21 protein-coding genes are annotated in these 20,918 nt (G+C 69.0%); 14 read left to right on the forward strand and 7 right to left on the reverse strand.

The features are described 5' to 3' along the window. The first annotated feature begins 19 nt into the window (after positions 1–19). On the forward strand, positions 20–526 hold the full coding sequence (locus tag WS54_RS28475; protein ID WP_034208550.1) for a YbaK/EbsC family protein: 507 nt from the start codon (positions 20–22) through the stop codon (positions 524–526). Then, positions 523–729: a DUF1289 domain-containing protein gene (locus tag WS54_RS28480; protein ID WP_034208551.1), complete on the forward strand. Its 207-nt coding sequence runs from the start codon at positions 523–525 to the stop codon at positions 727–729. Before WS54_RS28475 ends, WS54_RS28480 begins: the two co-directional genes overlap by 4 nt. A 252-nt stretch (positions 730–981) precedes the next feature. On the opposite strand, the gene WS54_RS28485 is transcribed toward WS54_RS28480, so the two are convergent. Next, the gene (locus WS54_RS28485; RefSeq protein ID WP_059785396.1) at positions 982–1,884 is read right to left on the reverse strand and encodes a DMT family transporter; all 903 of its coding nucleotides are present in this window, start codon (positions 1,882–1,884) and stop codon (positions 982–984) included. A 112-nt stretch (positions 1,885–1,996) separates the two neighbouring features. Between WS54_RS28485 and WS54_RS28490 the strand changes: the two genes are divergently transcribed. Beyond that, the gene (locus tag WS54_RS28490) at positions 1,997–2,488 is read left to right on the forward strand and encodes an Lrp/AsnC family transcriptional regulator (RefSeq protein ID WP_059506445.1); all 492 of its coding nucleotides are present in this window, start codon (positions 1,997–1,999) and stop codon (positions 2,486–2,488) included. 169 nt (positions 2,489–2,657) lie between these two features. On the opposite strand, the gene WS54_RS28495 is transcribed toward WS54_RS28490, so the two are convergent. Beyond that, positions 2,658–3,554, reverse strand: coding sequence for an alpha/beta fold hydrolase (locus tag WS54_RS28495; RefSeq protein WP_059785399.1), 897 nt, complete (start codon positions 3,552–3,554; stop codon positions 2,658–2,660). Between the two features lie 237 nt (positions 3,555–3,791). Between WS54_RS28495 and WS54_RS28500 the strand changes: the two genes are divergently transcribed. Continuing rightward, entirely contained in the window at positions 3,792–4,751 is a 960-nt protein-coding gene (locus WS54_RS28500) for an NAD(P)H-dependent flavin oxidoreductase (RefSeq protein WP_034208555.1), read from the forward strand. A gap of 114 nt (positions 4,752–4,865) precedes the next feature. Here the strand turns inward: WS54_RS28500 and WS54_RS28505 are convergent, their stop codons facing one another. The 3 genes from WS54_RS28505 to WS54_RS28515 all read right to left on the reverse strand — a co-directional run bounded on the left by WS54_RS28505 (position 4,866) and on the right by WS54_RS28515 (position 7,908). Further along, positions 4,866–5,828, reverse strand: coding sequence for a LysR family transcriptional regulator (locus WS54_RS28505; protein ID WP_059785402.1), 963 nt, complete (start codon positions 5,826–5,828; stop codon positions 4,866–4,868). Positions 5,829–6,011: 183 nt separating this feature from the next. Beyond that, positions 6,012–7,088 carry a porin gene (locus WS54_RS28510; protein WP_034208557.1) on the reverse strand — a complete coding sequence of 359 codons (1,077 nt, stop codon included), beginning with the start codon at positions 7,086–7,088 and terminating at the stop codon, positions 6,012–6,014. A gap of 343 nt (positions 7,089–7,431) precedes the next feature. After that, a complete protein-coding gene (locus tag WS54_RS28515) occupies positions 7,432–7,908 on the reverse strand; it encodes a hypothetical protein (RefSeq protein ID WP_059785404.1) in 477 nt (158 codons plus the stop codon). A gap of 348 nt (positions 7,909–8,256) precedes the next feature. On the opposite strand from WS54_RS28515, the gene WS54_RS28520 reads away from it, so the two are divergent. From WS54_RS28520 to WS54_RS28555, 6 genes are all read left to right on the forward strand, one after another. Then, entirely contained in the window at positions 8,257–9,285 is a 1,029-nt protein-coding gene (locus tag WS54_RS28520; protein WP_059785407.1) for a bile acid:sodium symporter family protein, read from the forward strand. Positions 9,286–9,843: 558 nt separating this feature from the next. Further along, complete coding sequence (locus WS54_RS28530; RefSeq protein WP_059782421.1) at positions 9,844–11,688, forward strand: EAL domain-containing protein; 1,845 nt, start codon at positions 9,844–9,846, stop codon at positions 11,686–11,688. A gap of 407 nt (positions 11,689–12,095) precedes the next feature. Continuing rightward, positions 12,096–13,115: a LacI family DNA-binding transcriptional regulator gene (locus WS54_RS28540; RefSeq protein ID WP_059782423.1), complete on the forward strand. Its 1,020-nt coding sequence runs from the start codon at positions 12,096–12,098 to the stop codon at positions 13,113–13,115. Beyond that, a complete protein-coding gene (locus WS54_RS28545; protein ID WP_059782425.1) occupies positions 13,112–14,392 on the forward strand; it encodes an AGE family epimerase/isomerase in 1,281 nt (426 codons plus the stop codon). Before WS54_RS28540 ends, WS54_RS28545 begins: the two co-directional genes overlap by 4 nt. Then, complete coding sequence (locus tag WS54_RS28550) at positions 14,389–15,297, forward strand: carbohydrate kinase family protein (protein WP_059782426.1); 909 nt, start codon at positions 14,389–14,391, stop codon at positions 15,295–15,297. The genes WS54_RS28545 and WS54_RS28550 overlap by 4 nt, the downstream gene beginning before the upstream one ends. 99 nt (positions 15,298–15,396) lie before the next feature. After that, positions 15,397–15,618 (forward strand): hypothetical protein, encoded by a 222-nt coding sequence (locus tag WS54_RS28555; RefSeq protein ID WP_034208564.1) that lies wholly within the window; start codon positions 15,397–15,399, stop codon positions 15,616–15,618. A 125-nt stretch (positions 15,619–15,743) separates the two neighbouring features. Here the strand turns inward: WS54_RS28555 and WS54_RS28560 are convergent, their stop codons facing one another. Together WS54_RS28560 and WS54_RS28565 are read right to left on the reverse strand one after the other, a co-directional pair. Next, positions 15,744–15,938 carry a DUF2905 domain-containing protein gene (locus tag WS54_RS28560; RefSeq protein ID WP_059782428.1) on the reverse strand — a complete coding sequence of 65 codons (195 nt, stop codon included), beginning with the start codon at positions 15,936–15,938 and terminating at the stop codon, positions 15,744–15,746. Between the two features lie 12 nt (positions 15,939–15,950). Beyond that, positions 15,951–17,150: a class I SAM-dependent methyltransferase gene (locus WS54_RS28565; protein ID WP_059782429.1), complete on the reverse strand. Its 1,200-nt coding sequence runs from the start codon at positions 17,148–17,150 to the stop codon at positions 15,951–15,953. A 13-nt stretch (positions 17,151–17,163) separates the two neighbouring features. On the opposite strand from WS54_RS28565, the gene WS54_RS28570 reads away from it, so the two are divergent. From WS54_RS28570 to glmU, 4 genes are all read left to right on the forward strand, one after another. Continuing rightward, positions 17,164–17,907: an SDR family oxidoreductase gene (locus WS54_RS28570; RefSeq protein ID WP_059782432.1), complete on the forward strand. Its 744-nt coding sequence runs from the start codon at positions 17,164–17,166 to the stop codon at positions 17,905–17,907. A gap of 75 nt (positions 17,908–17,982) precedes the next feature. Next, positions 17,983–18,387, forward strand: coding sequence for a dihydroneopterin aldolase (locus tag WS54_RS28575; RefSeq protein ID WP_027785625.1), 405 nt, complete (start codon positions 17,983–17,985; stop codon positions 18,385–18,387). Beyond that, positions 18,384–19,379 carry a tRNA 2-thiocytidine(32) synthetase TtcA gene (gene ttcA / locus WS54_RS28580; protein WP_059782434.1) on the forward strand — a complete coding sequence of 332 codons (996 nt, stop codon included), beginning with the start codon at positions 18,384–18,386 and terminating at the stop codon, positions 19,377–19,379. The genes WS54_RS28575 and ttcA overlap by 4 nt, the downstream gene beginning before the upstream one ends. A 135-nt stretch (positions 19,380–19,514) precedes the next feature. Further along, complete coding sequence (gene glmU, locus WS54_RS28585) at positions 19,515–20,876, forward strand: bifunctional UDP-N-acetylglucosamine diphosphorylase/glucosamine-1-phosphate N-acetyltransferase GlmU (RefSeq protein WP_059782436.1); 1,362 nt, start codon at positions 19,515–19,517, stop codon at positions 20,874–20,876. The last annotated feature ends 42 nt before the right edge of the window (positions 20,877–20,918 follow it).

Here is a 20,918-nt window from a genome sequence, read left to right on the forward strand (position 1 = left end):
GCTCCACGGATTCCTCGACATGACGACACCCGCTTCATTCGATTCCCTCCCCGATTCCGCGCGACGCGTCGCGCTGCTGCTGCGCGAGCGCGGCCACGCGAAAGGCATCGTGATGCTCGCCGAAACCGGCAAGACGTCGGCCGAGGCCGCGGCCGGGCTCGGCTGCTCGGTCGCGCAGATCGCGAAGTCGATCCTGTTTCGCCGGCAGGCCGACGGCGCGCCCGTGCTGGTCGTCGCGAGCGGCGTCAACCGCGTGGACGAAAGGAAGGTCGCCGCGCAGGTCGGCCCGGTCGGCCGCGCGGACGCGAAGTTCGTGCGCGACAACACCGGCTATGCGATCGGCGGCGTCTGCCCGATCGGCCATCTGGTCGAACCCGTCACGCTGATCGACGCCGACCTGCTCGCGCTCGACAGCCTGTGGGCCGCCGCCGGCCATCCGCACGCGGTGTTCAACCTGTCGCCGCACGAACTCGTGTCGCTGACGGGCGCGCCGGTCGCGGACGTCGCGTTGCGGGAACCCGCATGAGCGACGCGACGATGCCGGTCGCCACGGTTGCGTCGCCGTGCACCGACGTCTGCCGGATCGATCCGCGCACCGACTGGTGCGCGGGTTGCCTGCGCACGCGCGGCGAGATCAAGGAATGGCGTACGTCGGACGACGATGCGAGGCGCGCGCTGCTCGCGCGGCTGGACGCGCGACGGCGCCTGATCGCGGGCAGCGAGACATAAAAAAAAGCCGTTCAGCCTCACGGGCGAACGGCATCGAGATCGGAATCCTGTGAACGTGATCAACGTCACAGCCCGCATCATACGAGCGATACGAGCGCATCGCATCGGGTGTTTCCCTACAACTTCTTACAGCGCTTTTTGCGGCCGCGCGCGACGCGCGCGTGACGCCATTTGGCGTGCAATGTCCGTTCCCGACACGCGCGTTCGACGGCACGCGGCGCGCGCGCAACCGCGCCGAATCGTATGACCGTTTCAGTGGCCGACCGCCGCGCGACGCGTGGGCACGATGCGCCAGCCGAGGTTCACGCCGGCCGCCGCGAGCAGGATCAGCAGCGCGCCGAACACCTGCGTCCACGCGAGCGTCTGTCCGAACGCGACGCGATCGACAACGATCGCGACGACCGGATAAACGAACGACAGCGCGCCCGTCATCGCGGTCGGCAGCTTCTGGACCGCGCCGTACAGCAGCACGTACATCAGCCCCGTGTTGACGATGCCCAGCACGATCAGGTCGGCCCATTGCCCGGCCGTCGCCGGCAAGGTGTCGAAGTGCGCGAACGGCGCGAGCAGCAGGATGCCGAGGCCGACCTGCAGCAGCGCGAGGAGATGCGGCGGCGTGCCCTTCAGGTGCTTCGTGATGATCGACGAGATCGCATACAGGAACGCGGCGCCGAGCGACAGCGCGACGCCTTCCAGATACTCGCCGGGCACCGCGAGCACGGCCGGTTCGACGCGCACCACGAACACGAGCCCGGCAAACGCAAGCGTGAGCCATGCGACCGTCGACGCGGTGATCCGCTCGCGGAACACGATGGCGCCGAGTGCGACGAGCATGAACGGTTGGGTGTTGTAGACGGCCGTCGCCATCGAGATCGACGCGCGCGAATAGGCGGCGAACAGCAGCAGCCAGTTCGCGACGATCGCGAGGCTGCCGAGCGTCGTGAGCACGAGCATCCGCGGCGAGAACAGCGAGCGGCGCAGGAAGCCGAACGCCGCGCAGACGATCGCGAGCGTCGCGGCGCCGAACACGCAGCGGAAGAACACGACATTGGTCAGCGGCTGCTGCGACGACATCACGAGCCAGCCGATCGTGCCGGACATCAGCATCGCGACGATCATCTCGGCGGCGCCGCGGCGAATTTCATTCGAGGCCATCAGGAACTCCGTTCAAGAGAGTGGATGAGTTCGATTCTAGAAACTTGCTTTCGCCGCGACCATGGCTAAACTGAAGTGAATCAGCCGATTCACCTTCGAAAGCAAAGCGCTCATGCCAAAACGCCTTTCCCCGCCCGTCGTCGCGGCGCTCGACGCGACCGACCGCGCGATCCTCGCCGCGCTGGCCGACGACGCACGCATCGCGACCAGCGAACTCGCGCGGCAGATCGGGCTGTCGGCGCCCGCGACCGCCGACCGCGTGCGGCGGCTCGAGGCGCAGGGCGTGATCGCCGCGTTCACCGTCGAGCTCGATCCGCGCGCGCTCGGCTACACGCTGCAGGCGATCGTCCGCGTGAAGCCGCTGCCGGGTCAGTTGCATCTGGTCGAGGAGTTGCTGCGGCGGATTCCCGAATTCGTCGAATGCGACAAGGTCACCGGCGACGATTGCTTCATCTGCCGGCTCTACCTGCGCACGATCGAGCACCTCGACGACATCCTGTCGAAGGTGACGGAACGCGCGGAGACGAGCACCGCGATCGTGAAATCGACGCCCGTGCCGCGGCGCCTGCCGCCGCTCGTCGAAGACGACCACGCGCACCGCTGAGCCGAAGGCGACTCGCCTCGCCAGCCGTGGTCGGCGCACCTCGTCAGCCGCAGACGATCTGCCTCCCAGCCGCGAGCGCCCCACCTCCCCAACCGCAGGCGACCCACCTCGCCAACCGCAGGCGGCGCAGTCAACCATCCTCGGACGGCGCGCGCCGCCGCCCGCACCGTCACGCGGCCGGTTCGCGCGCGTCGAAGAATGCGAGCAGTTCGTCGATCAGCGCGACGGGTGCCTCTTCCGGAATGTAGTGCCCGCAGTCGAGTGCGCGGCCGCTGACGTCGCGCGCGACACGCCGCCACTCGTCGAGCGGATCGAAGCAGCGGCCGACGACGCCGTGCTCGCCCCACAGCACGCGCAGCGGACACGCGACCTTGTTGCCGCGTTCGAGATCCGCACGGTCGTGCTCGAGATCGATCGTCGCCGACGCGCGGTAGTCCTCGCACATCGCATGCACGGCGCCGGGCTGCGCGAGCGCCGCCCGGTACGCGTCGAGCGCCTCCGGCGCGAACGGCGCGAGCCCGGCCGACCGGTTGCCCATCACGCGCTCGATGTACGCATCGGTGTGCGCGCCGATCAGCGTCTCGGGCAGCGGCTCGGGCTGGATCAGGAAGAACCAGTGGAAATACGCGGTCGCGAACGCGCGATCGGTTTTCTCGTACATCGCGAGCGTCGGCGCGATGTCGAGCAGCATCATCCGCTCGACGGCATCCGCGTGATCGAGCGCGAGCCGGTGCGCGACCCGCGCGCCGCGATCGTGCGCGCACACGTGGAAATGCGCGAAGCCGAAATGCCGCATCACGGCGACCTGGTCCGCCGCCATCGCCCGTTTCGAATACGGCGTGTGCCGCGCGTCGCTCGGCGGCCGGCCCGATGCGCCGTAGCCGCGCAGGTCGGTGACGATCACCGTGAAGTGATTCGCGAGCGTCGCGGCAACGCGATGCCAGATCATGTGGGTCTGCGGATGTCCGTGCAGCAACAGCAGCGGCGGACCCGCGCCTCCTTTGACACCGAAAATGTCGGTGTCCTGCACCGTCACGCGAAACGGTGCAAACGCCTCAAACGACATGGTTTGTTTCTCGTTGGTTTGTTATGGCGGCTATTTTAGAAGCGCCGGCGCGTCTTCATGGCGGCGTCGCCACCCGAAACCGTAGAAAGAGAACACTCACTCGATTGCCCGCCCACCGCGGAGTTTGTTAAGCTCGCGTAGAATCGCACGACCGTTCGTATTAATATGAACTTCCGATCGCGCAGCTACACTCGAATACCGTCCGACCGCAACGCCCCCGGAGACTGGAGACATCACATGGCATTGCCCACCGTCCTGCAGAACCTGACGCTGCCCGTCATCGCGTCGCCGATGTTCATCGTCAGCTATCCCGAACTCGTGCTCGCGCAATGCAAGGCGGGCATCGTCGGTTCGTTCCCCGCGCTCAATGCGCGTCCGGCCGAACTGCTCGACGCGTGGCTCACGCAGATCCAGTCGGAACTCGCCGACCACAAGGCGAAGCACCCCGATGCGACGATCGGCCCGATCGCGGTCAACCAGATCGTCCACCAGTCGAACGCGCGGCTCGAGCACGACGTGCGCGTGTGCGTCGAGCACAAGGTGCCGATCTTCATCACGAGCCTGCGCGCGCCGGCGCGCGAGATCGTCGACGCGGTGCACGGCTACGGCGGCATCGTGCTGCACGACGTGATCAACCTGCGCCACGCGCAGAAAGCGCTCGAAGCCGGCGTCGACGGGCTGATCCTCGTCGCGGCCGGCGCGGGCGGCCACGCGGGCACGACGTCGCCGTTCGCGCTGGTCGGCGAAGTGCGCAAGATCTTCGACGGCCCGATCGTGCTGTCCGGCTCGATCGCGAACGGCGGCTCGATCCTCGCCGCGCAGGCGATGGGCGCCGACCTCGCGTACATGGGCACGCGTTTCATCGCGACGCAGGAAGCGCATGCGATCGACGACTACAAGCACGCGATCCTGAACGCGAAATCGTCGGACATCATCTACACGAACCTCTTCACGGGCGTGCACGGCAACTACATCCGCGAGAGCATCGAGAAGGCCGGCCTCGATCCGGACGCGCTGCCGGAATCCGACAAGACCAAGATGAATTTCGGCAGCGACAAGACGAAGGCGTGGAAGGACATCTGGGGCGCCGGCCAGGGCGTCGGCCTGATGGACGATCTGCCGAGCGTGGGCGCGCTCGTCGAGCGGCTCAAGCGCGAGTACGACGACGCGAAGGCCCGGCTCGGCATCCCGCGTTGACGGATGCGGCGGCCGTCGCGGCCGCCATCGGTGCGAGCGCATCGAATCGAAAAAAAAGCGCGAACCGCAGCGGTTCGCGCTTTTTCATTGTCCCGCCGCGGCGGACGATGCGGGTCAGACCGCGCGCTTCATCCGCGTGATCGGCAGCACGCGCAGGCTCGATTCGATCGACGGGCACAGCGACTGCCCTTCGAAACGCGCAGCCAGGAAATCGACGAACGAGCGCACTTTCGCGGAGACGTGACGACGGCTCGCGTACACCGCATAGATCGGCGCCTCGTGCGGCGGCACCGAATCGAGCAGCACCGGCACGAGCCGGCCCGCTTCGATGTCGTCGCCGACCACTTCGGTGCCGAGCAGCGCGATGCCCGCGCCGGCGAGCACGGCCGCGCGCAGCCCTTCGAGATGGTTCACGATCAGGTTGCCGTTCAGGCTCACGCGCGACGCGGCGGCCGCGTCGATCATCAGCGAATCGAGCATCGTCGAATTCGAATCGCGCCGCAGGTAGTTGTGGTTCGCGAGATCGGGGATCGTCTGCGGCGTGCCGCGCTTCTCGAGATAGTCGGGAGACGCGACCAGCAGGATGTGCGCGGTCGCGATCTGCCGCGCGACCAGCGACGACGACTTCAATCCGTTCGGCGCCGCGCGCACCGCGACGTCGTAGCCTTCCTCGATCAGGTCGACCACGCGATCGGACAGCGTCATGTCGACTGTCACGTCCGGGAAGCGGCCCGCGTAATCGGTGACGGCCTGCATCACGTGCCGCAGCCCGAACGCGGACAGCGACGTCACGCGCAGCCTGCCCTGCGGCACCACGCTCGCGGCGCCGACGGCCTGGCCGGCTTCGTCGAGTTCGGACAGCGCCTGCACGAGGCGCTCGTAGTATTCGCGTCCCGCCTCGGTCGGCGCGACGCGTCGTGTCGTGCGATGCAGCAGCCGCGCGCCGAGCTGCTGCTCGAGGTGCATCACGTGCTTGCTCGCCATCGCCGCCGACATCTGCATGCGCTCGGCCGCGCCGACGAAGCTGCCCACTTCGACGACGTAGCGAAACACATTCATGCTGACGAGGGTATCCATCGAACTAGCTCGCAATCCCGGGGGAATCAACCAATTACGAGATAGGGTAACAAAGGCGAGGAAACAGAAAGGTCAAGAAAGGCAAAACGGCGCCGCGGGTGGCGGCGCCGTTTCGGGCGGGAAAACATGCATCCGGCACGCGCGTTCGACGCGCGCGGCCGGCGCACCGATCGCGCGGGTGCGTCAGAACTTCGCGCGGATGCCGGCGCCGAACGTGTTGCCGGTCGACAGGCCGCTGATGTGGTCGTTCATGTACGCCGCGTAGACGTCGGTGCGCTTGGACAGCGGATAGTCGTAGCCGACGGCCCAGGTCTGGCGCGTCTGGTCGAGGCCACCCGCGTCGCGCGAGTACGCATACGACGCCATCGCGTTGCCCACGCCGATCGGCACCGACACGCCGCCTTGCGCGGTGTTCACGTGCCAGCTGCCCGCGACCTGATCGTTCTTCGTATACATGTACTGGCCGAACAGCTTCACGAGCTTCAGGTCGTAGGTCGCGCCGACCAGCGCGATACCCTGGCTCTTCATCCCGGTCACGAGCGCGCTCAGATCCTGCGGGCCGTTGTTGAAGTTCACGTACTGATACATCGCGGTCGCCGCGAACGGGCCGTTCGCGTAGTTGAACTGCGCGCTCCACTTCTTCGAACGGTTGTCGCCGGCCTGGTTGCCGAGTGCGTACATCGCGCCGAAATTCAGGCCACCGAACGAAGGCGACGTATACCCCACCGCGTTGTTCCAGCCCGAATCGCCGACCGCGCCCTGGTCGCTCGGATAGGTGGGGAACGTGCCGAGGCCGAGGAACACGTGGTACACCATCGGCGAGAAGGTGTACGAGTCGTAGAACGGGTTGAACAGGATCGTCGACAGGAACAGGTGCGTCGTCAGGCGGCCTGCCGTCACCGTGCCGTACGGCGAGCTGATGCCGACGTACGCGTTGCGCGCGAAGAACGTGTCGCCCTGGAAGCGGCCGTACTGGCCGTTCTGCGCCCGGAAGAAGCTCTCCAGCGTGAAGATCGCCTTGTAGCCGCTGCCGAGGTCCTCGGCGCCGTGCAGGCCCCAGTACGAGGTCGACATCCCGCCGCCCGACACGTTCCACGCCCGATCGCCGCCCGGAAACTTGGTGGCGCCGACCCACTCGTCGACCTGGCCGTAGAGCGAGACGCTCGACTGCGCATGGACGGGTGCGGCGGCCGCCACGCAGGCGGCTGCGGCGATCAGCTTGACGGACGTGCGCGATGCACGGCGGGCGAATGCTTTCATGGGATCTCCAGGGTTTTGTCGAATAGTCGATGAGTGGCGCGAGCGTTGTTGTTTGGAGCCGAGTGCTTGCGTCGTGGGGCGCAGCCATCTTTACGGATCATTCGCCCGGCCAAAATTGCGCACACTTATTGCGGGTATAGCGCCAGCATTAACTTCGCGGAATGTGTCCATGGCCGGACGCACGCGGCGGCCCGGCGCGAACGCGGTCGCACGGGCGGGCGGCGGCGTGGCATGCGCGTACCGGGCGCGAAAGATAGCGCAATGCGGCGGGAAAATCAGCGGAAATCTGCGCGCGACTGTGGCGAATTCGCATCAGCCGGCAACGGGACGAGCGCCGCAGCGCTCAGTTTCGGTAGAACGAAGAGAAAGAAGGCGAGTGCGCGGACTCTTCCTGCGAGCGGGGCGGCGGCATCGGGCGGCCGCCGCGCTCCTCGTTGTAGCGAGCGACGTCGGCGCGGATCGAGCCGGCCCGCAGCGGGACGTTGCCGCCGCCCGGCGGGCGCGGCATCTGGCGGACTTCGGCGCTGATCGGCCGATACGGGCTTTGCGCGGCGTAATGGCCGTACGACGGCGTCGGGCGCAGCCCCCAGCGGGAACCGGACGCGCTCACGCCGCCGGGACGCACGCCGGCAGGCGCAGGCACGCGGCGCCAGACCGGGTCGCCGCCGGCGGCGCCGGCCGGCTGACCGTACGCACGCATGTCGCCGCCGCCGAACCCGTGACCGCCGTGGGGCGGCTGGGCCAGCGCGAGCGGCATCAGCAGCGCGCCGAGCACGCCTGCCGCCCATCGTCCGATCTTCCGTTTCACCCGTTCCGTCATCGTTCCGTGCCCATCGACGCCCGCCGTCGGCTCCTTTCGGCCGACCCAAGGCTTTCAGCAGTAATTTATGAGCGGGCGGAAAGTGTGTCGAGCCAAAAAGTGTTATGTCGCCGGCATCGGTGTAACACCATGTTACTGCTAGGTTTTTTCGCTTCGGCGCACGGTCGCGACAGCACATTGTTCTGCGGTTTCACGCTTGGCCGGGCAGGTGCGACGGCCGGCGTCTCATGCACATGATTCATCAATCGATTCGCACAATGAATTTGTGTAGTGAATCGCCAACCGCGACAATGACGCCATCCGCGCGCGCGACGCGCGCCTTCGCCATGTCCGAATCGAGTTTCCCCGATGGCCCGTCCCCGTTTTCTTCCCGACAACTTCACGCTCGCGCTCGTGGGCACCGTCGTGCTCGCGAGCCTGCTCCCTTGCCGCGGCCCGGCCGCCCATGCGTTCAACTGGGCGACCAACATCGCCGTCGGCCTGCTGTTTTTCCTGCACGGCGCGAAACTGTCGCGCGAAGCCGTCGTCGCGGGCGCGACGCACTGGCGGTTGCACGCGGTCGTGCTGCTCAGCACGTTCGCGCTGTTCCCGCTGCTCGGGCTCGCGCTGAAACCCGTGCTGCAGCCGCTCGTCACGCCGATGCTGTATGCGGGCGTGCTGTTCCTGTGCACGCTGCCGTCGACGGTCCAGTCGTCGATCGCATTCACGTCGATCGCGAAGGGCAACGTGCCGGCCGCCGTGTGCGCGGCATCGGCGTCGAGCCTGCTCGGGATCTTCGTCACGCCGGCGCTCGTCGGGCTGATGATCACGTCGCAATCGGCCGCGGCCGCGTCGCCGTGGAGCACCGTCGGCAGCATCGTGATGCAACTGCTCGTGCCGTTCATCGCCGGCCAGTTGCTGCGGCCCGTGATCGGCGGCTGGATCGACCGCAATCGCGGCGTGCTGCGCTTCGTCGACCAGGGCTCGATCCTGCTGGTCGTCTACGTCGCGTTCAGCGAGGCGGTCAACGAGGGGCTGTGGCACCAGATTCCGCCGCGCGCGCTCGGCGGCCTGCTCGTCGTCAACGTCGTGCTGCTCGCGATCGCGCTGCTGCTGACCGCGTTCGTCGGCAAGCGGCTCGGCTTCAACCGCGCCGACCGGATCACGATCATTTTCTGCGGATCGAAGAAGAGCCTCGCGGCCGGCGTGCCGATGGCGAAGGTGATCTTCTCGGCGAACGCGGTCGGCGCGATCGTGCTGCCGCTGATGCTGTTCCACCAGATCCAGCTGATGGCGTGCGCGGCGCTCGCGCAGCGCTGGGGCGCCCGCGACACGAGCGGCGAGGACGAGGGCGACGCGACGGCCGCGTCCGGCGCGCTGAGCACGAGCAAACGCTGACGCGTCCGCGGGGGCGCGATGGCCGCTGCCGGCGGCTTCTCGCCTCTCGCCTCTCGCCTCTCGCCTCTCGCCTCTCGCCTCTCGCCTCTCGCCTTCCGCCTTCCGCCTTCCGCCTTCCGCCTTCCGCCTTCCGCCTTCCGCCTTCCGCCTTCCGCCTTCCGCCTTCCGCCTTCCGCCTTCCGCCTTCCGCCTTCCGCCTTCCGCCTTCCGCCTTCCGCCTTCCGCCTTCCGCCTTCCGCCTTCCGCCTTCCGCCTTCCGCCTTCCGCCTTCCGCTTCCGCTTCCGCTTTCCGCTTTCCGCTTTCCGCTTTCCGCTTTCCGCTTTCCGCTTTCCGCTTTCCGCTTTCCGCTTTCCGCTTTCCGCTTTCCGCTTTCCGCTTTCCGCTTTCCGCTTTCCGCTTTCCGTTTTCCGTTTTCCGCCTCCCGCTTCTCCCGTCCCACCCTCGCCCCGCCGGGCACGTTGCACCGGCAACGCCCATCGCGTCACAAAATCTTCATTCAATTCTCCGCGAGCGCTGCCGTTAAGCTGGGCGTCCCGTCGATTCGGCTGCCCTCGCCCATGCCCGCGCCCCACTCCGATCCCGCTGTCGCCCGCACCACGCGCCTGATCGCGGATCGCGCGCTCGCCGCCGTTTTCCAGCCGATCGTCGATCTCGGCTCGGGGACGGTCGTCGGTTACGAAGGGCTGATCCGCGGGCCACGGGGCACCGACCTCGAGCCGCCCGCCGCCCTGTTCGCGCAGGCCGCGCGCGAAGGCGAAACCATCGCGCTCGAACGGGCCGCCGCGCTCACCTGCCTCGACGCGTTCGCGGCGCTCGGCTGCGACGGCAAGCTGTTCCTCAATTTCAGCGCGGGCACGATCCTCACGCTCGCCGGCGAACGCGAGCGCGCACGCCAGTTCCTCGGCCGCGCGCGGATCGGCGCCGAGCGCATCGTGATCGAGCTCACCGAGCAGCACGCGATTCCCGATCTCGCGGACATCGGGCCGGCGGTCGCGTCGCTGCGCGATGCCGGCATCCAGTTCGCGCTCGACGACTACGGCACCGCGAACGCGAGCATGAACCTGTGGCTGCGCCTGCACCCGGACGTCGTGAAGATCGACCGCTTCTTCATCCACGACATCGCGCACGACCCGCTCAAGTTCGAAGCCGTGAAGGCGATGCAGCACTTCGCGCACGCGAGCGGCGCGAAGCTGATCGCGGAAGGCATCGAGAACGAATGCGATCTGATCGTCGTGCGCGACATGGGCATCTGCTGCGTGCAGGGCTTTCTGCTCGGCCGGCCGGACGCGCAGCCGTCGCGGGTGGTCGCGCCGGCCGCGCGCGACGCGATCCGCACGCCGCACATCGCGGTGTTTCCGGGCGTGACGCGCGCGGTGCGGCCGGCCGGCACGATCGCCGGGAAGATGCTCGTGCCCGCCCCGGCGCTGCCGCGCGACGCGACCAGCAACGACGTGCTCGACCTGTTCAACCGGATGCCCGACCTGCACGCGGTCGCGCTCGTCGAGCGCGGGCGGCCCGTCGCGCTCGTGAATCGCCGCGGCTTCATCGACCGTTTCGCGCTGCCGTATCACCGCGAAGTGTTCGGGAAGAAGCCGTGCCTGCAGTTCGCGAACGATGCGCCGCTGATGATCGACAACGCAACCACCTTCGAGCAACTCGCGATGCTGCTCGCGAGCCACGACCAGCGCTATCTCGCGGACGGCTTCGTGATCACCGAACACGGCCGCTATGTCGGGCTCGGCACCGGCGAGAGCCTCGTGCGCGCCGTGACCGAGATGCGCATCGAGGCCGCGCGCTACGCGAATCCGCTGACGTTCCTGCCCGGCAACATCCCGATCAGCGCGCACATCGACCGGCTGCTCCAGCGCGACGCCGGCTTTCACGCGTGCTACGTCGATCTGAACCAGTTCAAGCCGTTCAACGACCAGTACGGCTACTGGCAGGGCGACGAAGTGCTGAAGTTCGCCGCGACGGTGCTGGCTGGCGTGTGCGATCCGCAGCGCGACTTTCTCGGCCACGTCGGCGGCGACGATTTCCTCGTACTGTTTCAGCGCGACGACTGGCGCGAGCGCGCCGCCGACGCGATCGCGCGCTTCAACGACGGTGCGCAGCTCTTCTACACGCAGGCCGACCGGCAGGCGGGCGGGCTGCGCGGCGAGGACCGCCACGGCAACCCGGCGTTCTTCGGCTTCGTGACGATGGCGATCGGCGCGGTCGGCGTGCCGGCCGGCGCGCACGGCGCGAAACGTTACGGGAGCGACGAGATCGCGTCGGTCGCGGCGCTCGCGAAGCGGCGGGCGAAGCAGCGGCCGGACGGGCTCGCGGTCGTCGACCTCGATGCCGGCCGCGCGGCGCTGCGCCATCGCGGCGAACCGCCGGCCGTTGCGATGGCGACGGGCTGAACGGCGGACGGTGGCCCGGGGGCGCACGGGTTGCGCACGGAAAACGCCCGCGCACCAGGCGACCCGCCCGACGCCCGTCCCGCGCAAGGCCGGGCTGTGGCGCCACGGCTTGCCGCCGTCGCATGCGACGGCCGCGGCACGCCGCACCGTCATGCCGGTCCGCGGCACGCGCCCGCGGCGCGCGCCCGCGGCCGCCGCTTTTTCCTGCGCTCGGGCTGCACCGCCCGACACCCGCCCACTCACCTTGCCTTTTTCTCGTTTTGTTTAGTATTTTTAGTAACGGCGTTTTCGCAGATTAGTGCCTAAACAGCCGTTATTCGCGGGTATTCCCCGGTTATCCGGCCCGAATTCCGCGATAATTTTTACTATACAATCGCTTCCACCCTAAACAAACCGGACCCCGAACGATGGGTACGACCATTCGCGATGTGGCGCGGGCGGCAGAGGTTTCGATCGGCACCGTGTCGCGCGCGCTGAAAAACCAGCCCGGCCTGTCCGAAGCCACGCGTGCGCGCATCGTCGAGATCGCGCGGCAGCTCGGCTACGATTCCGCGCAGTTGCGCCCGCGCATCCGCCGGCTCACCTTCCTGCTGCACCGCCAGCACAACCGCTTTCCCGCGAGCCCGTTCTTCTCGCACGTGCTGCACGGCGTCGAGGACGCCTGCCGCGAGCGCGGCATCGTGCCGACGCTGCTCACGGTCGGCCCGAACGACGACGTGCTGCGCCAGATGCGCCCGCACGCGCCCGACGCGATCGCGGTCGCCGGCTTCATCGAGCCCGAGACGATCGAGGCGCTCGCCGCGACCGGCCGCCCGCTCGTGCTGATCGACCTGTGGGCGCCCGGGTTGCGCTCGGTCAACATCGACAACGCGACGGGCGCGGCGCTCGCGATGCGCCACCTGCTCGCCACCGGCCGCTCGCGGATCGCCTTCATCGGCGGCTCGGCCGCGCACTACAGCATCGCGCAGCGCGCGATCGGTTATCGGCGCGCGTTCTTCGAAGCCGGGCGGTTGTTCGACCCCGCCTACGAAGTGACGATCGACGCGGGGCTCGACCCCGACACGGGCGCCGCACGTGCGATGGAGCAACTGCTCGACGCGCCCGGCCCGCGCCCGGAAGCCGTGTTCGCGTACAACGACGCGGCCGCGCTGGCCGCGCAGCGCGTGTGCCTCGCGCGCGGCCTGCGGATTCCGGACGACATCGCGATCGTCGGCTTCGACGACATCCCGGCCGCCGCGCACGCGAGCCCGCCGCTCACGACGCTCGCGGTCGACAAGGAAGCGCTCGGCCGCCGCGGCGTCGAACTGCTGCTCGCCGAAGCGCCCGAGCGCACCGAGATTTCCCTGCCCGTCGAGCTGATCGTGCGGGCCAGCAGCCAGCCCGCCGGCTCCCCGGCACTCGATCCCGCCACGGTCCAAGAATCATGAACATGCCCCCGGTCCAATCCCGCGCCGCCGCGCCGGTCAGCCACGCACAAACGGCGCCGTTCGTTGCGAGCTTCCGCGACCCGTCGTTCCTGCTGTCGCACGTCGAAGACACGCTGCGCTTCTACGCGGCCCACGCATTCGACCCGACGGGCGGCTTCCACCATTACTTCCGCGACGACGGCAGCGTCTACAACCGCACGTCGCGCCACCTCGTCAGCAGCTGCCGCTTCGTCTTCAACTACGCGATGGCGTACCGCCATTTCGGCGACCCGCGCCACCTCGAGTACGCGCGCCACGGGCTGCGCTTCCTGCGCGACGCGCACTGGGACGACGCGCTGCAGGGCTACGACTGGGAACTCGACTGGCGCGACGGCGCGAAGCACGCGACGCTCGACGGCACGCGCCACTGCTACGGGCTCGCGTTCGTGCTGCTCGCGGCCGCGCACGCGACGATGGCCGGCATCGACGAAGCACGCCCACTGATCGCCGCCACCTACGAACTCGCCGAGCACCGCTTCTGGGATGCAGCCGCGGGCCTGTATGCGGACGACGCGACGCCGAACTGGCACGTGTCGTCGTATCGCGGCCAGAACGCGAACATGCACATGACGGAAGCGCTGCTCGCCGCCTACGAGGCGACCGGCCACCTCACGTACCTCGATCGCGCGGAAAAGCTCGCCTCCCACATCACGCAACGTCAGGCCGCGCTGTCGGGCGGGCTCGTGTGGGAGCACTACCATGCGGACTGGTCGATCGACTGGGACTACAACAAGGAAGACAGCTCGAACATCTTCCGTCCGTGGGGCTTCCAGCCCGGGCATCAGACCGAATGGGCGAAGCTGCTGCTGATCCTCGAGCGGCACCGCCCGCTCGACTGGCTCGCGCCGCGCGCGGCCGAACTGTTCGACGCGGCGCTCACGCATGCGTGGGATGCCGATCACGGCGGCCTCTGCTACGGCTTCGGCCCCGACTTCACGATCTGCGACCACAACAAGTATTTCTGGGTGCAGGCGGAAACCTTCGCGGCGGCCGCGATGCTCGGCGCGCGCACCGGCAGCGAGCGCTTCTGGGACTGGTACGACGAGATCTGGCGCTACAGCTGGGCGCATTTCGTCGATCACCGCTACGGCGCGTGGTACCGGATCCTCACTTGCGACAACCGCAAGTACAGCGACGAGAAGAGCCCGGCCGGCAAGACCGACTATCACACGATGGGCGCATGCTACGACGTGCTCGCGACCCTCGCGCGCACGCAACGCAGCGAGCCGACGCAATGAGCGGCGGCACGTTTCCGGCTTTCGTGTCGGCGGGCGACATCCTGACCGACATGGTGCGCGCGGGCGACGCGCGGTGGACGTCGGTGCCGGGCGGCGCCGGCTGGAACGTCGCGCGCGCGGTCGCGCGGCTCGGCGTGCCGAGCGCGCTCGCCGGCGCGATCGGCGAAGACTGCTTCTCCGACGTGCTGTGGCGCGCGAGCGAAGCGGCCGGGCTCGACCTGCGCTTCCTGCAGCGCGTCGCGCGGCCGCCGTTGCTCGCGATCGTCCACGAGACGCGTCCGCCCGCGTACTTCTTCATCGGCGAAGCGAGCGCCGACCTCGCGTTCGATCCCGCCCGGCTGCCGGCCGGCTGGACCGATCACGTGAAATGGGCGCATTTCGGCTGCATCAGCCTCGTGCGCGAGCCGCTCGCGGGCACGCTGGCCGCGCTCGCGGCCGATCTGCACGCGCGCGGCGTGAAAATCAGCTTCGATCCGAACGTGCGCAACCTGATGACGGCCGCCTACCGGCCGACGCTGGAGAAGATGGCCGCGCTCGCCGACCTGATCAAGGTGTCCGACGAAGACCTGCGGCACCTGTTCGGCGGCGACGGCCCCGACGCGATCGCGGCGGTGCGCGCGCTGAACCCGCGGGCGGCCGTGCTCGTCACGCGCGGCGCGCAGGCAGCGACGCTCCATGCGGACGGCGACGTGCACGAGGCCAGCCCGCCGCGCGTCGAGGTGGCCGACACCGTCGGCGCGGGCGACGCGTCGATCGGCGGCCTGCTGTTCAGCCTGATGGCCGCGCCGCAGCGCGGCTGGCGCGAGCATCTCGCGTTCGCGCTGGCGGCCGGCGCCGCCGCGTGCCGGCACACGGGCGCGCATGCGCCGACGCTCGACGAGGTCGTGGCGCTGCTGGAACGGTGACGGGCACAGGGGCGGCGCGGTGATCGGTCGCCGATAAGCGGCGCTGTACATGCTGCGCCGCAGTGCTACGATGAAGTGTCCTATTGCGGGAGAGGCACGATGGACACGAACACGTTCACCAAAGGCATCTACACGGCCAAGGCGCACACGCACCGCGCCGACAACGGCCAGTTCCAGGGCTACGTGATCCTCGCGCGGGACGACGGCGACGAGACGGAGAACATGCGCTACGACGTCCACACGACGAGTTCGAGCGAGGAAGAAGCGTTCGAGGAAGCGAAGGCGCTCGCGCACCGGATCCTCGGCGAAATTGAACTGTGATGCGCGAACTGTAATGCGTGAACCGTAACGCGCGAACTGCACTGCGCGCCGTCACGCGCGCGCCGTCATCGATCGTCCCTCGTGCGCGCGCCGCGGCCCGGCCGCGACGCGCCGCCGCCTTCGGCTCAGAGCAGCCGCGCCACCATCGATACCAGCATCGTCAGCACCAGCGTCGACATGAACGGGAACGGATAGCGCCGCCCGCCGAGCGTCAGCGTGACGTCGCCCGGCATCCGCCCGACGCCGAGCTTGCCGAGCCACGGCCAGCAGCGCGTCAGGATCATCACCGCCACGAACGACGCCATCAGCCAGCGCAGCATCCGCCCCTCCGGTCAGAGCGCGTGCGAGCGGTCGCCGCGCGCGAACGCGTCGAGCGTGCCGTCGATCCCGCGCGAAAACGCGATCACCTTGAACAGCTCGCCCATCTCGGCCTCCGAGATCAATTTCTGCACCGCGTTCGCGGCCGGCAGGAACGCGCGGATGTCGGACGGGTCGATCGCGGCCAGCGCGTCGGTGATGCCCGCGTTCAACAGGAAGCGCGCCTGCGACGTGTAGCCGAGCAGGTCGGCGCCGGTCGCGACGCCCGCGTCGTAGATGCCGGTGAATTCGACGTGCGCGGTGATGTCCTGCAGGCCCGGGTACGCGAACGGGTCGTCGTGCGCGTGATGACGGTAGTGGCACATCAGCGTGCCGCGGTCGCGCTGCGGGTGGTAGTACTCGTGCGCGGGAAAGCCGTAGTCGACCAGCAGCACCGCGCCGCGCGCGAGCATCGTGCAGACGGTGCGCGTGAACGCGAGCGCGGCTTCGTGCGTCTCGGTCACGTAGCCGTCGTCGACGTCGAGCGTCGCGAGCACCGGCGGCAGGCCGGCTGCGCCGACCGGCCGGTCGTCGAACACGAACGCCTGCCGCGCGTCGAGCGCGACGCCGCGCTCGCGCCATGCGCCGTCCGCCTTCGCGAACAGCCGCACCGGCATCGCGTCGAGCACTTCGTTGCCGACCACGACGCCGTCGAACCGCTCGGGCAGCGCGTCGAGCCAGCGCACCTTCGCGGCCAGCGCCGGCACCGCGGCTTCGATCGTCTCGCGCTGCCGTTCGCGCAACTCGCCGGACAGGTCGACGATCAGGTATTCGTCGAGTTCGACGCCCGGCGCGTCGAGCGAGTCGAGCGCCGCCAGCAGCCCGGCCGCGAGCTTGCCGGTGCCGGCGCCGAATTCCATCACGCGGCGCGTGCCGCTCGCCGCGAGCGCCTCGGCCACCGGTTGCGCGAGCGTCTGCGCGAACAGCGGCGACAGCTCGGGGGCGGTGACGAAGTCGCTGCCGTCGTCGGCGCGGCGCCCGAACTTGCGCGCGCCGCCGCTGTAATAGCCGAGCCCCGGCGCATACAGCGCACGCTCCATGAAGCGGTCGAACGGCAGCCAGCCGCCGGCCGCCGCGATTTCGTCGCGCAGTTGCGCGGCAAGGGTTTCGGACTGCGCGAGCGCGTCGGGGCCGGGAGCAGGTAAACTAGCGGGTTCGTGAGCTTTCGGGTTCATCCCGGCATTGTAAATGACCGTTTCAGCCGATACGTCGACCCCACGCGTGGTGCTCGTCACGGGCGCCCTCGGCAGCACGGCCGACGCCGCGTCGATCGGCCGCGCGCTCGCGACGGGTTTCGCACGCCGCGGCTGGGACGTCGCGCTGCAGCGCAGCCACGGCGCGCCGCGCGCGGCCGCCGACGCGCTCGTCGCCGAAGTCGCGGCGCTCGGCCGCCGCGCGGCCGTGCTCGACGCCGATCCGGCCCTGGAAGCCGATGCCGCGGCCCTCGTCGCCGCATGCGGCGACGCGCTCGGCCGGCCCGCGTGCGCGGTGTTCGTCAGCGCCAGCGCAGGCGCCGACGACGCGCACACGGTCGACGCCGCGTCGCTCGCCGCCGCGCTCGCGCGCAACGTGACGGCGCCGCTCGCGCTGGCCCGCGCGCTCGCCGATGCGACGCCCGACGCCGCGCGCGAGCACGAAGCGCTGCGCGCGTGCGCGATCCACGTACTGGATCAGGCCCTGTTTCACCCGGCACCGGCGCAGCTGTCGCACGCGCTGATGCAGGCCGCGTTGAACCGCGCGACGTCGGCGCTCGCGCTCGCGCTCGCGCCGAAGGTGCGGGTCGCGGCGCTCGTGCGCGGCCACGCGCCGCACGCGGACGACATCGCGGCGGCCGCCTGCTATCTCGCGAGCGCGCCCGGCGTGACGGGCGCGACGCTGACCGTCGACGGCGGCGAGCACCTGGTGCCGCCCGCCGCCGGCCCGAATGAATGAACCGCGCGGGCGCGGCGTGACCGCCGCCGCCCGCGCCGCTTTGCGTGCGCGCACGCCAATTTGACTGGGACGACCATGTTTTCCGCTCTCCTGCACCCCCGCCTCGCGGATTGCCGCAGGCTCTACCTGCGCGACTACGAGGTGCACATCAACATCGGGGCCTTCGAACACGAGAAGCGCGGCGAGCAGCGCGTCGTCATCAACGTCGACCTGTTCGTGCCGCTCGCGCAGTCGACGCCCGTCGACGACCGGCTGCACGAAGTCGTCGACTACGATCTGATGAAGCAGAGCGTCGCGCAGTGCCTCGCGCGCGGCCACATCCACCTGCAGGAAACGCTGTGCGATTCGATCGCCGCGCACCTGCTGGCGCACGACGCCGTGCGCGCGGTACGCGTCCGTACCGAGAAACCGGACGCCTATCCGGACTGCGACGCCGTCGGCGTCGAAGTCTTTCGCATCAAGGACGAGGAGCGCGCATGAACGCCCCCCACATGAACGACACGGCGGCCGACGCCGCCACGCTGGACGAAACCGCCGCCCCGGCCGGCCGCCAGGCGCTGACGCGCCGCGAGCAGAAGGAAGCGTACGAGAACAACAAGCTGTTCAAGCGGATCGTGCGCCAGGTCGGCCAGGCGATCGGCGACTACAACATGATCGAGCACGGCGACAAGGTGATGGTGTGCCTGTCGGGCGGCAAGGACAGTTACGCGATGCTCGACGTGCTGCTGCGCCTGCGCGAGCGCGCGCCGATCGAGTTCGACATCGTCGCGGTGAACCTCGACCAGAAGCAGCCGGGCTTCCCCGAGCACGTGCTGCCCGAATACCTGAAACAGGTCGGCGTGCCGTTCCACATCGAGAACCAGGACACCTACAGCATCGTCAAGCGGCTCGTGCCGGAAGGCAAGACGACCTGCTCGCTGTGCTCGCGGCTGCGTCGCGGCATCCTGTACCGGGTGGCCGGCGAGCTCGGCGCGACCAAGATCGCGCTCGGCCATCACCGCGACGACATCGTGCAGACGCTGCTGCTCAACATGTTCTACGGCGGCAAGCTGAAGGGGATGCCGCCGAAGCTGCAGTCGGACGACGGCAGGAACATCGTGATCCGCCCGCTCGCGTACGTGAAGGAAACCGACCTCGAGAAATACGCGGAGCTGCGCGAATTCCCGATCATCCCGTGCAATCTGTGCGGCAGCCAGCCGAATCTGAAGCGCGCGGAAATGAAGGCGCTGATCCGCGAATGGGACAAGCGCTTCCCGGGCCGCGTCGACAACATGTTCAACGCGCTCGCGAAGGTCGTGCCGTCGCATCTGATGGACACGACGCTGTACCCGTTCCAGTCGCTGCGCGCGACGGGCGAAGCCGACCCGCAAGGCGACATCGCGTTCGACGAGGAGCCGTGCGCGTCGGGCGACGACTCGGCGGCGCCGGGCGCCGCGCAACCGATCTCGATCATCCAGTTCGACGACCTGTAAGCAGGGCCCGAACACCCGCCGGAAGCGGGCGCCGAGCGCCCTTTCCGGCGTGGCGCGCCCGCCGCGGCAGGCCCGGAACGGCGGGGGCCGCATGCTAAAATGGACGGCTTCGAACTCCCTGACCAAGCGCGCGCCATGAATATCGTGATTTTGGCGGCAGGCACCGGCAAGCGCATGCGTTCCGCGCTGCCGAAAGTGCTTCACCCCCTGGCCGGCAGGCCGCTCCTCTCCCACGTCATCGACACCGCGCGCACGCTGCAGCCGTCCCGGCTCGTCGTCGTCGTCGGCCACGGCGCCGAGCAGGTCCAGGCCGCCGTCGCCGCACCCGACGTCCAGTTCGCGGTGCAGGCCGAGCAGCTCGGCACCGGCCATGCGGTCCGTCAGGCGCTGCCGCTGCTCGATCCCGCCCAGCCGACCCTCGTGCTGTACGGCGACGTGCCGCTCACGCGCGCGTCGACGCTGCGGCGCCTCGTCGATGCCGCGCGCGAGGGCCGCTACGGGATCCTGACCGTCACGCTCGACGATCCGACCGGCTACGGCCGCATCGTGCGCGACGCGTCCGGTTTCGTCACGCGCATCGTCGAGCAGAAGGATGCGTCGCCGGACGAGCTGAAGATCGCCGAGATCAACACCGGCATCATCGTCACGCCGACGGCCCAGCTGTCGATGTGGCTCGGCGCGCTGAAGAACGAAAACGCGCAGGGCGAGTACTACCTGACCGACGTCGTCGAACTCGCGATCGAGGCCGGTTTCGAGGTCGTCACGTCGCAGCCCGACGACGAATGGGAAACGCTCGGCGTGAACAGCAAGGCGCAGCTCGCGGAGCTCGAGCGCATTCACCAGCGTAACGTCGCCGATGCGCTGCTCGCCGACGGCGTCACGCTCGCCGATCCGGCGCGCGTCGACGTGCGCGGCACGCTGCGCTGCGGCCGCGACGTGTCGATCGACGTGAACTGCGTGTTCGAAGGCAACGTGACGCTCGCCGACAACGTCACCGTCGGCGCGAACTGCGTGATCCGCAACGCGTCGATCGGCGCGGGCACGCGCATCGACGCGTTCACGCACATCGACGGCGCCGAGCTCGGCGCGCACACCGTGATCGGCCCGTACGCGCGGCTGCGCCCTGGCGCGCAGCTCGCGGACGAAGCGCACGTCGGCAACTTCGTCGAGGTGAAGAACGCGGTGATCGGCCACGGCTCGAAGGCGAATCACCTCACGTACATCGGCGACGCCGACATCGGCGCGCGCGTGAACATCGGCGCGGGCACGATCACCTGCAACTACGACGGCGCGAACAAGTTCCGCACCGTGATCGAGGACGACGTGTTCGTCGGCTCCGACACGCAGCTCGTCGCGCCCGTGCGCGTCGGCCGCGGCGTGACGATCGCCGCCGGCACGACGATCTGGAAGGACGTCGCCGAAGGCGTCCTCGCATTGAACGAGAAGACGCAGACCGCGAAGAGCGGCTACGTCCGCCCGGTCAAGAAGAAGAGCTGAACCTTTTGCGGGCGCCCGCGCGGCGCCCGCGTCGACTGACAG

The sequence above is a fragment of the Burkholderia sp. NRF60-BP8 genome, from assembly GCF_001522585.2.
Taxonomy (GTDB): Bacteria; Pseudomonadota; Gammaproteobacteria; order Burkholderiales; family Burkholderiaceae; genus Burkholderia.

Bases quoted from the DNA above. Each gene is read 5' to 3' on its own strand.
- WS54_RS28475 (WP_034208550.1), top strand. From the start codon at position 20: ATGACGACACCCGCTTCATTCGATTCCCTCCCCGATTCCGCGCGACGC.
- WS54_RS28480 (WP_034208551.1), top strand. From the start codon at position 523: ATGAGCGACGCGACGATGCCGGTCGCCACGGTTGCGTCGCCGTGCACC.
- WS54_RS28485 (WP_059785396.1), bottom strand. From the start codon at position 1,884: ATGGCCTCGAATGAAATTCGCCGCGGCGCCGCCGAGATGATCGTCGCG.
- WS54_RS28490 (WP_059506445.1), top strand. From the start codon at position 1,997: ATGCCAAAACGCCTTTCCCCGCCCGTCGTCGCGGCGCTCGACGCGACC.
- WS54_RS28495 (WP_059785399.1), bottom strand. From the start codon at position 3,554: ATGTCGTTTGAGGCGTTTGCACCGTTTCGCGTGACGGTGCAGGACACC.
- WS54_RS28500 (WP_034208555.1), top strand. From the start codon at position 3,792: ATGGCATTGCCCACCGTCCTGCAGAACCTGACGCTGCCCGTCATCGCG.
- WS54_RS28505 (WP_059785402.1), bottom strand. From the start codon at position 5,828: ATGGATACCCTCGTCAGCATGAATGTGTTTCGCTACGTCGTCGAAGTG.
- WS54_RS28510 (WP_034208557.1), bottom strand. From the start codon at position 7,088: ATGAAAGCATTCGCCCGCCGTGCATCGCGCACGTCCGTCAAGCTGATC.
- WS54_RS28515 (WP_059785404.1), bottom strand. From the start codon at position 7,908: ATGACGGAACGGGTGAAACGGAAGATCGGACGATGGGCGGCAGGCGTG.
- WS54_RS28520 (WP_059785407.1), top strand. From the start codon at position 8,257: ATGGCCCGTCCCCGTTTTCTTCCCGACAACTTCACGCTCGCGCTCGTG.
- WS54_RS28530 (WP_059782421.1), top strand. From the start codon at position 9,844: ATGCCCGCGCCCCACTCCGATCCCGCTGTCGCCCGCACCACGCGCCTG.
- WS54_RS28540 (WP_059782423.1), top strand. From the start codon at position 12,096: ATGGGTACGACCATTCGCGATGTGGCGCGGGCGGCAGAGGTTTCGATC.
- WS54_RS28545 (WP_059782425.1), top strand. From the start codon at position 13,112: ATGAACATGCCCCCGGTCCAATCCCGCGCCGCCGCGCCGGTCAGCCAC.
- WS54_RS28550 (WP_059782426.1), top strand. From the start codon at position 14,389: ATGAGCGGCGGCACGTTTCCGGCTTTCGTGTCGGCGGGCGACATCCTG.
- WS54_RS28555 (WP_034208564.1), top strand. From the start codon at position 15,397: ATGGACACGAACACGTTCACCAAAGGCATCTACACGGCCAAGGCGCAC.
- WS54_RS28560 (WP_059782428.1), bottom strand. From the start codon at position 15,938: ATGCTGCGCTGGCTGATGGCGTCGTTCGTGGCGGTGATGATCCTGACG.
- WS54_RS28565 (WP_059782429.1), bottom strand. From the start codon at position 17,150: ATGAACCCGAAAGCTCACGAACCCGCTAGTTTACCTGCTCCCGGCCCC.
- WS54_RS28570 (WP_059782432.1), top strand. From the start codon at position 17,164: ATGACCGTTTCAGCCGATACGTCGACCCCACGCGTGGTGCTCGTCACG.
- WS54_RS28575 (WP_027785625.1), top strand. From the start codon at position 17,983: ATGTTTTCCGCTCTCCTGCACCCCCGCCTCGCGGATTGCCGCAGGCTC.
- ttcA (WP_059782434.1), top strand. From the start codon at position 18,384: ATGAACGCCCCCCACATGAACGACACGGCGGCCGACGCCGCCACGCTG.
- glmU (WP_059782436.1), top strand. From the start codon at position 19,515: ATGAATATCGTGATTTTGGCGGCAGGCACCGGCAAGCGCATGCGTTCC.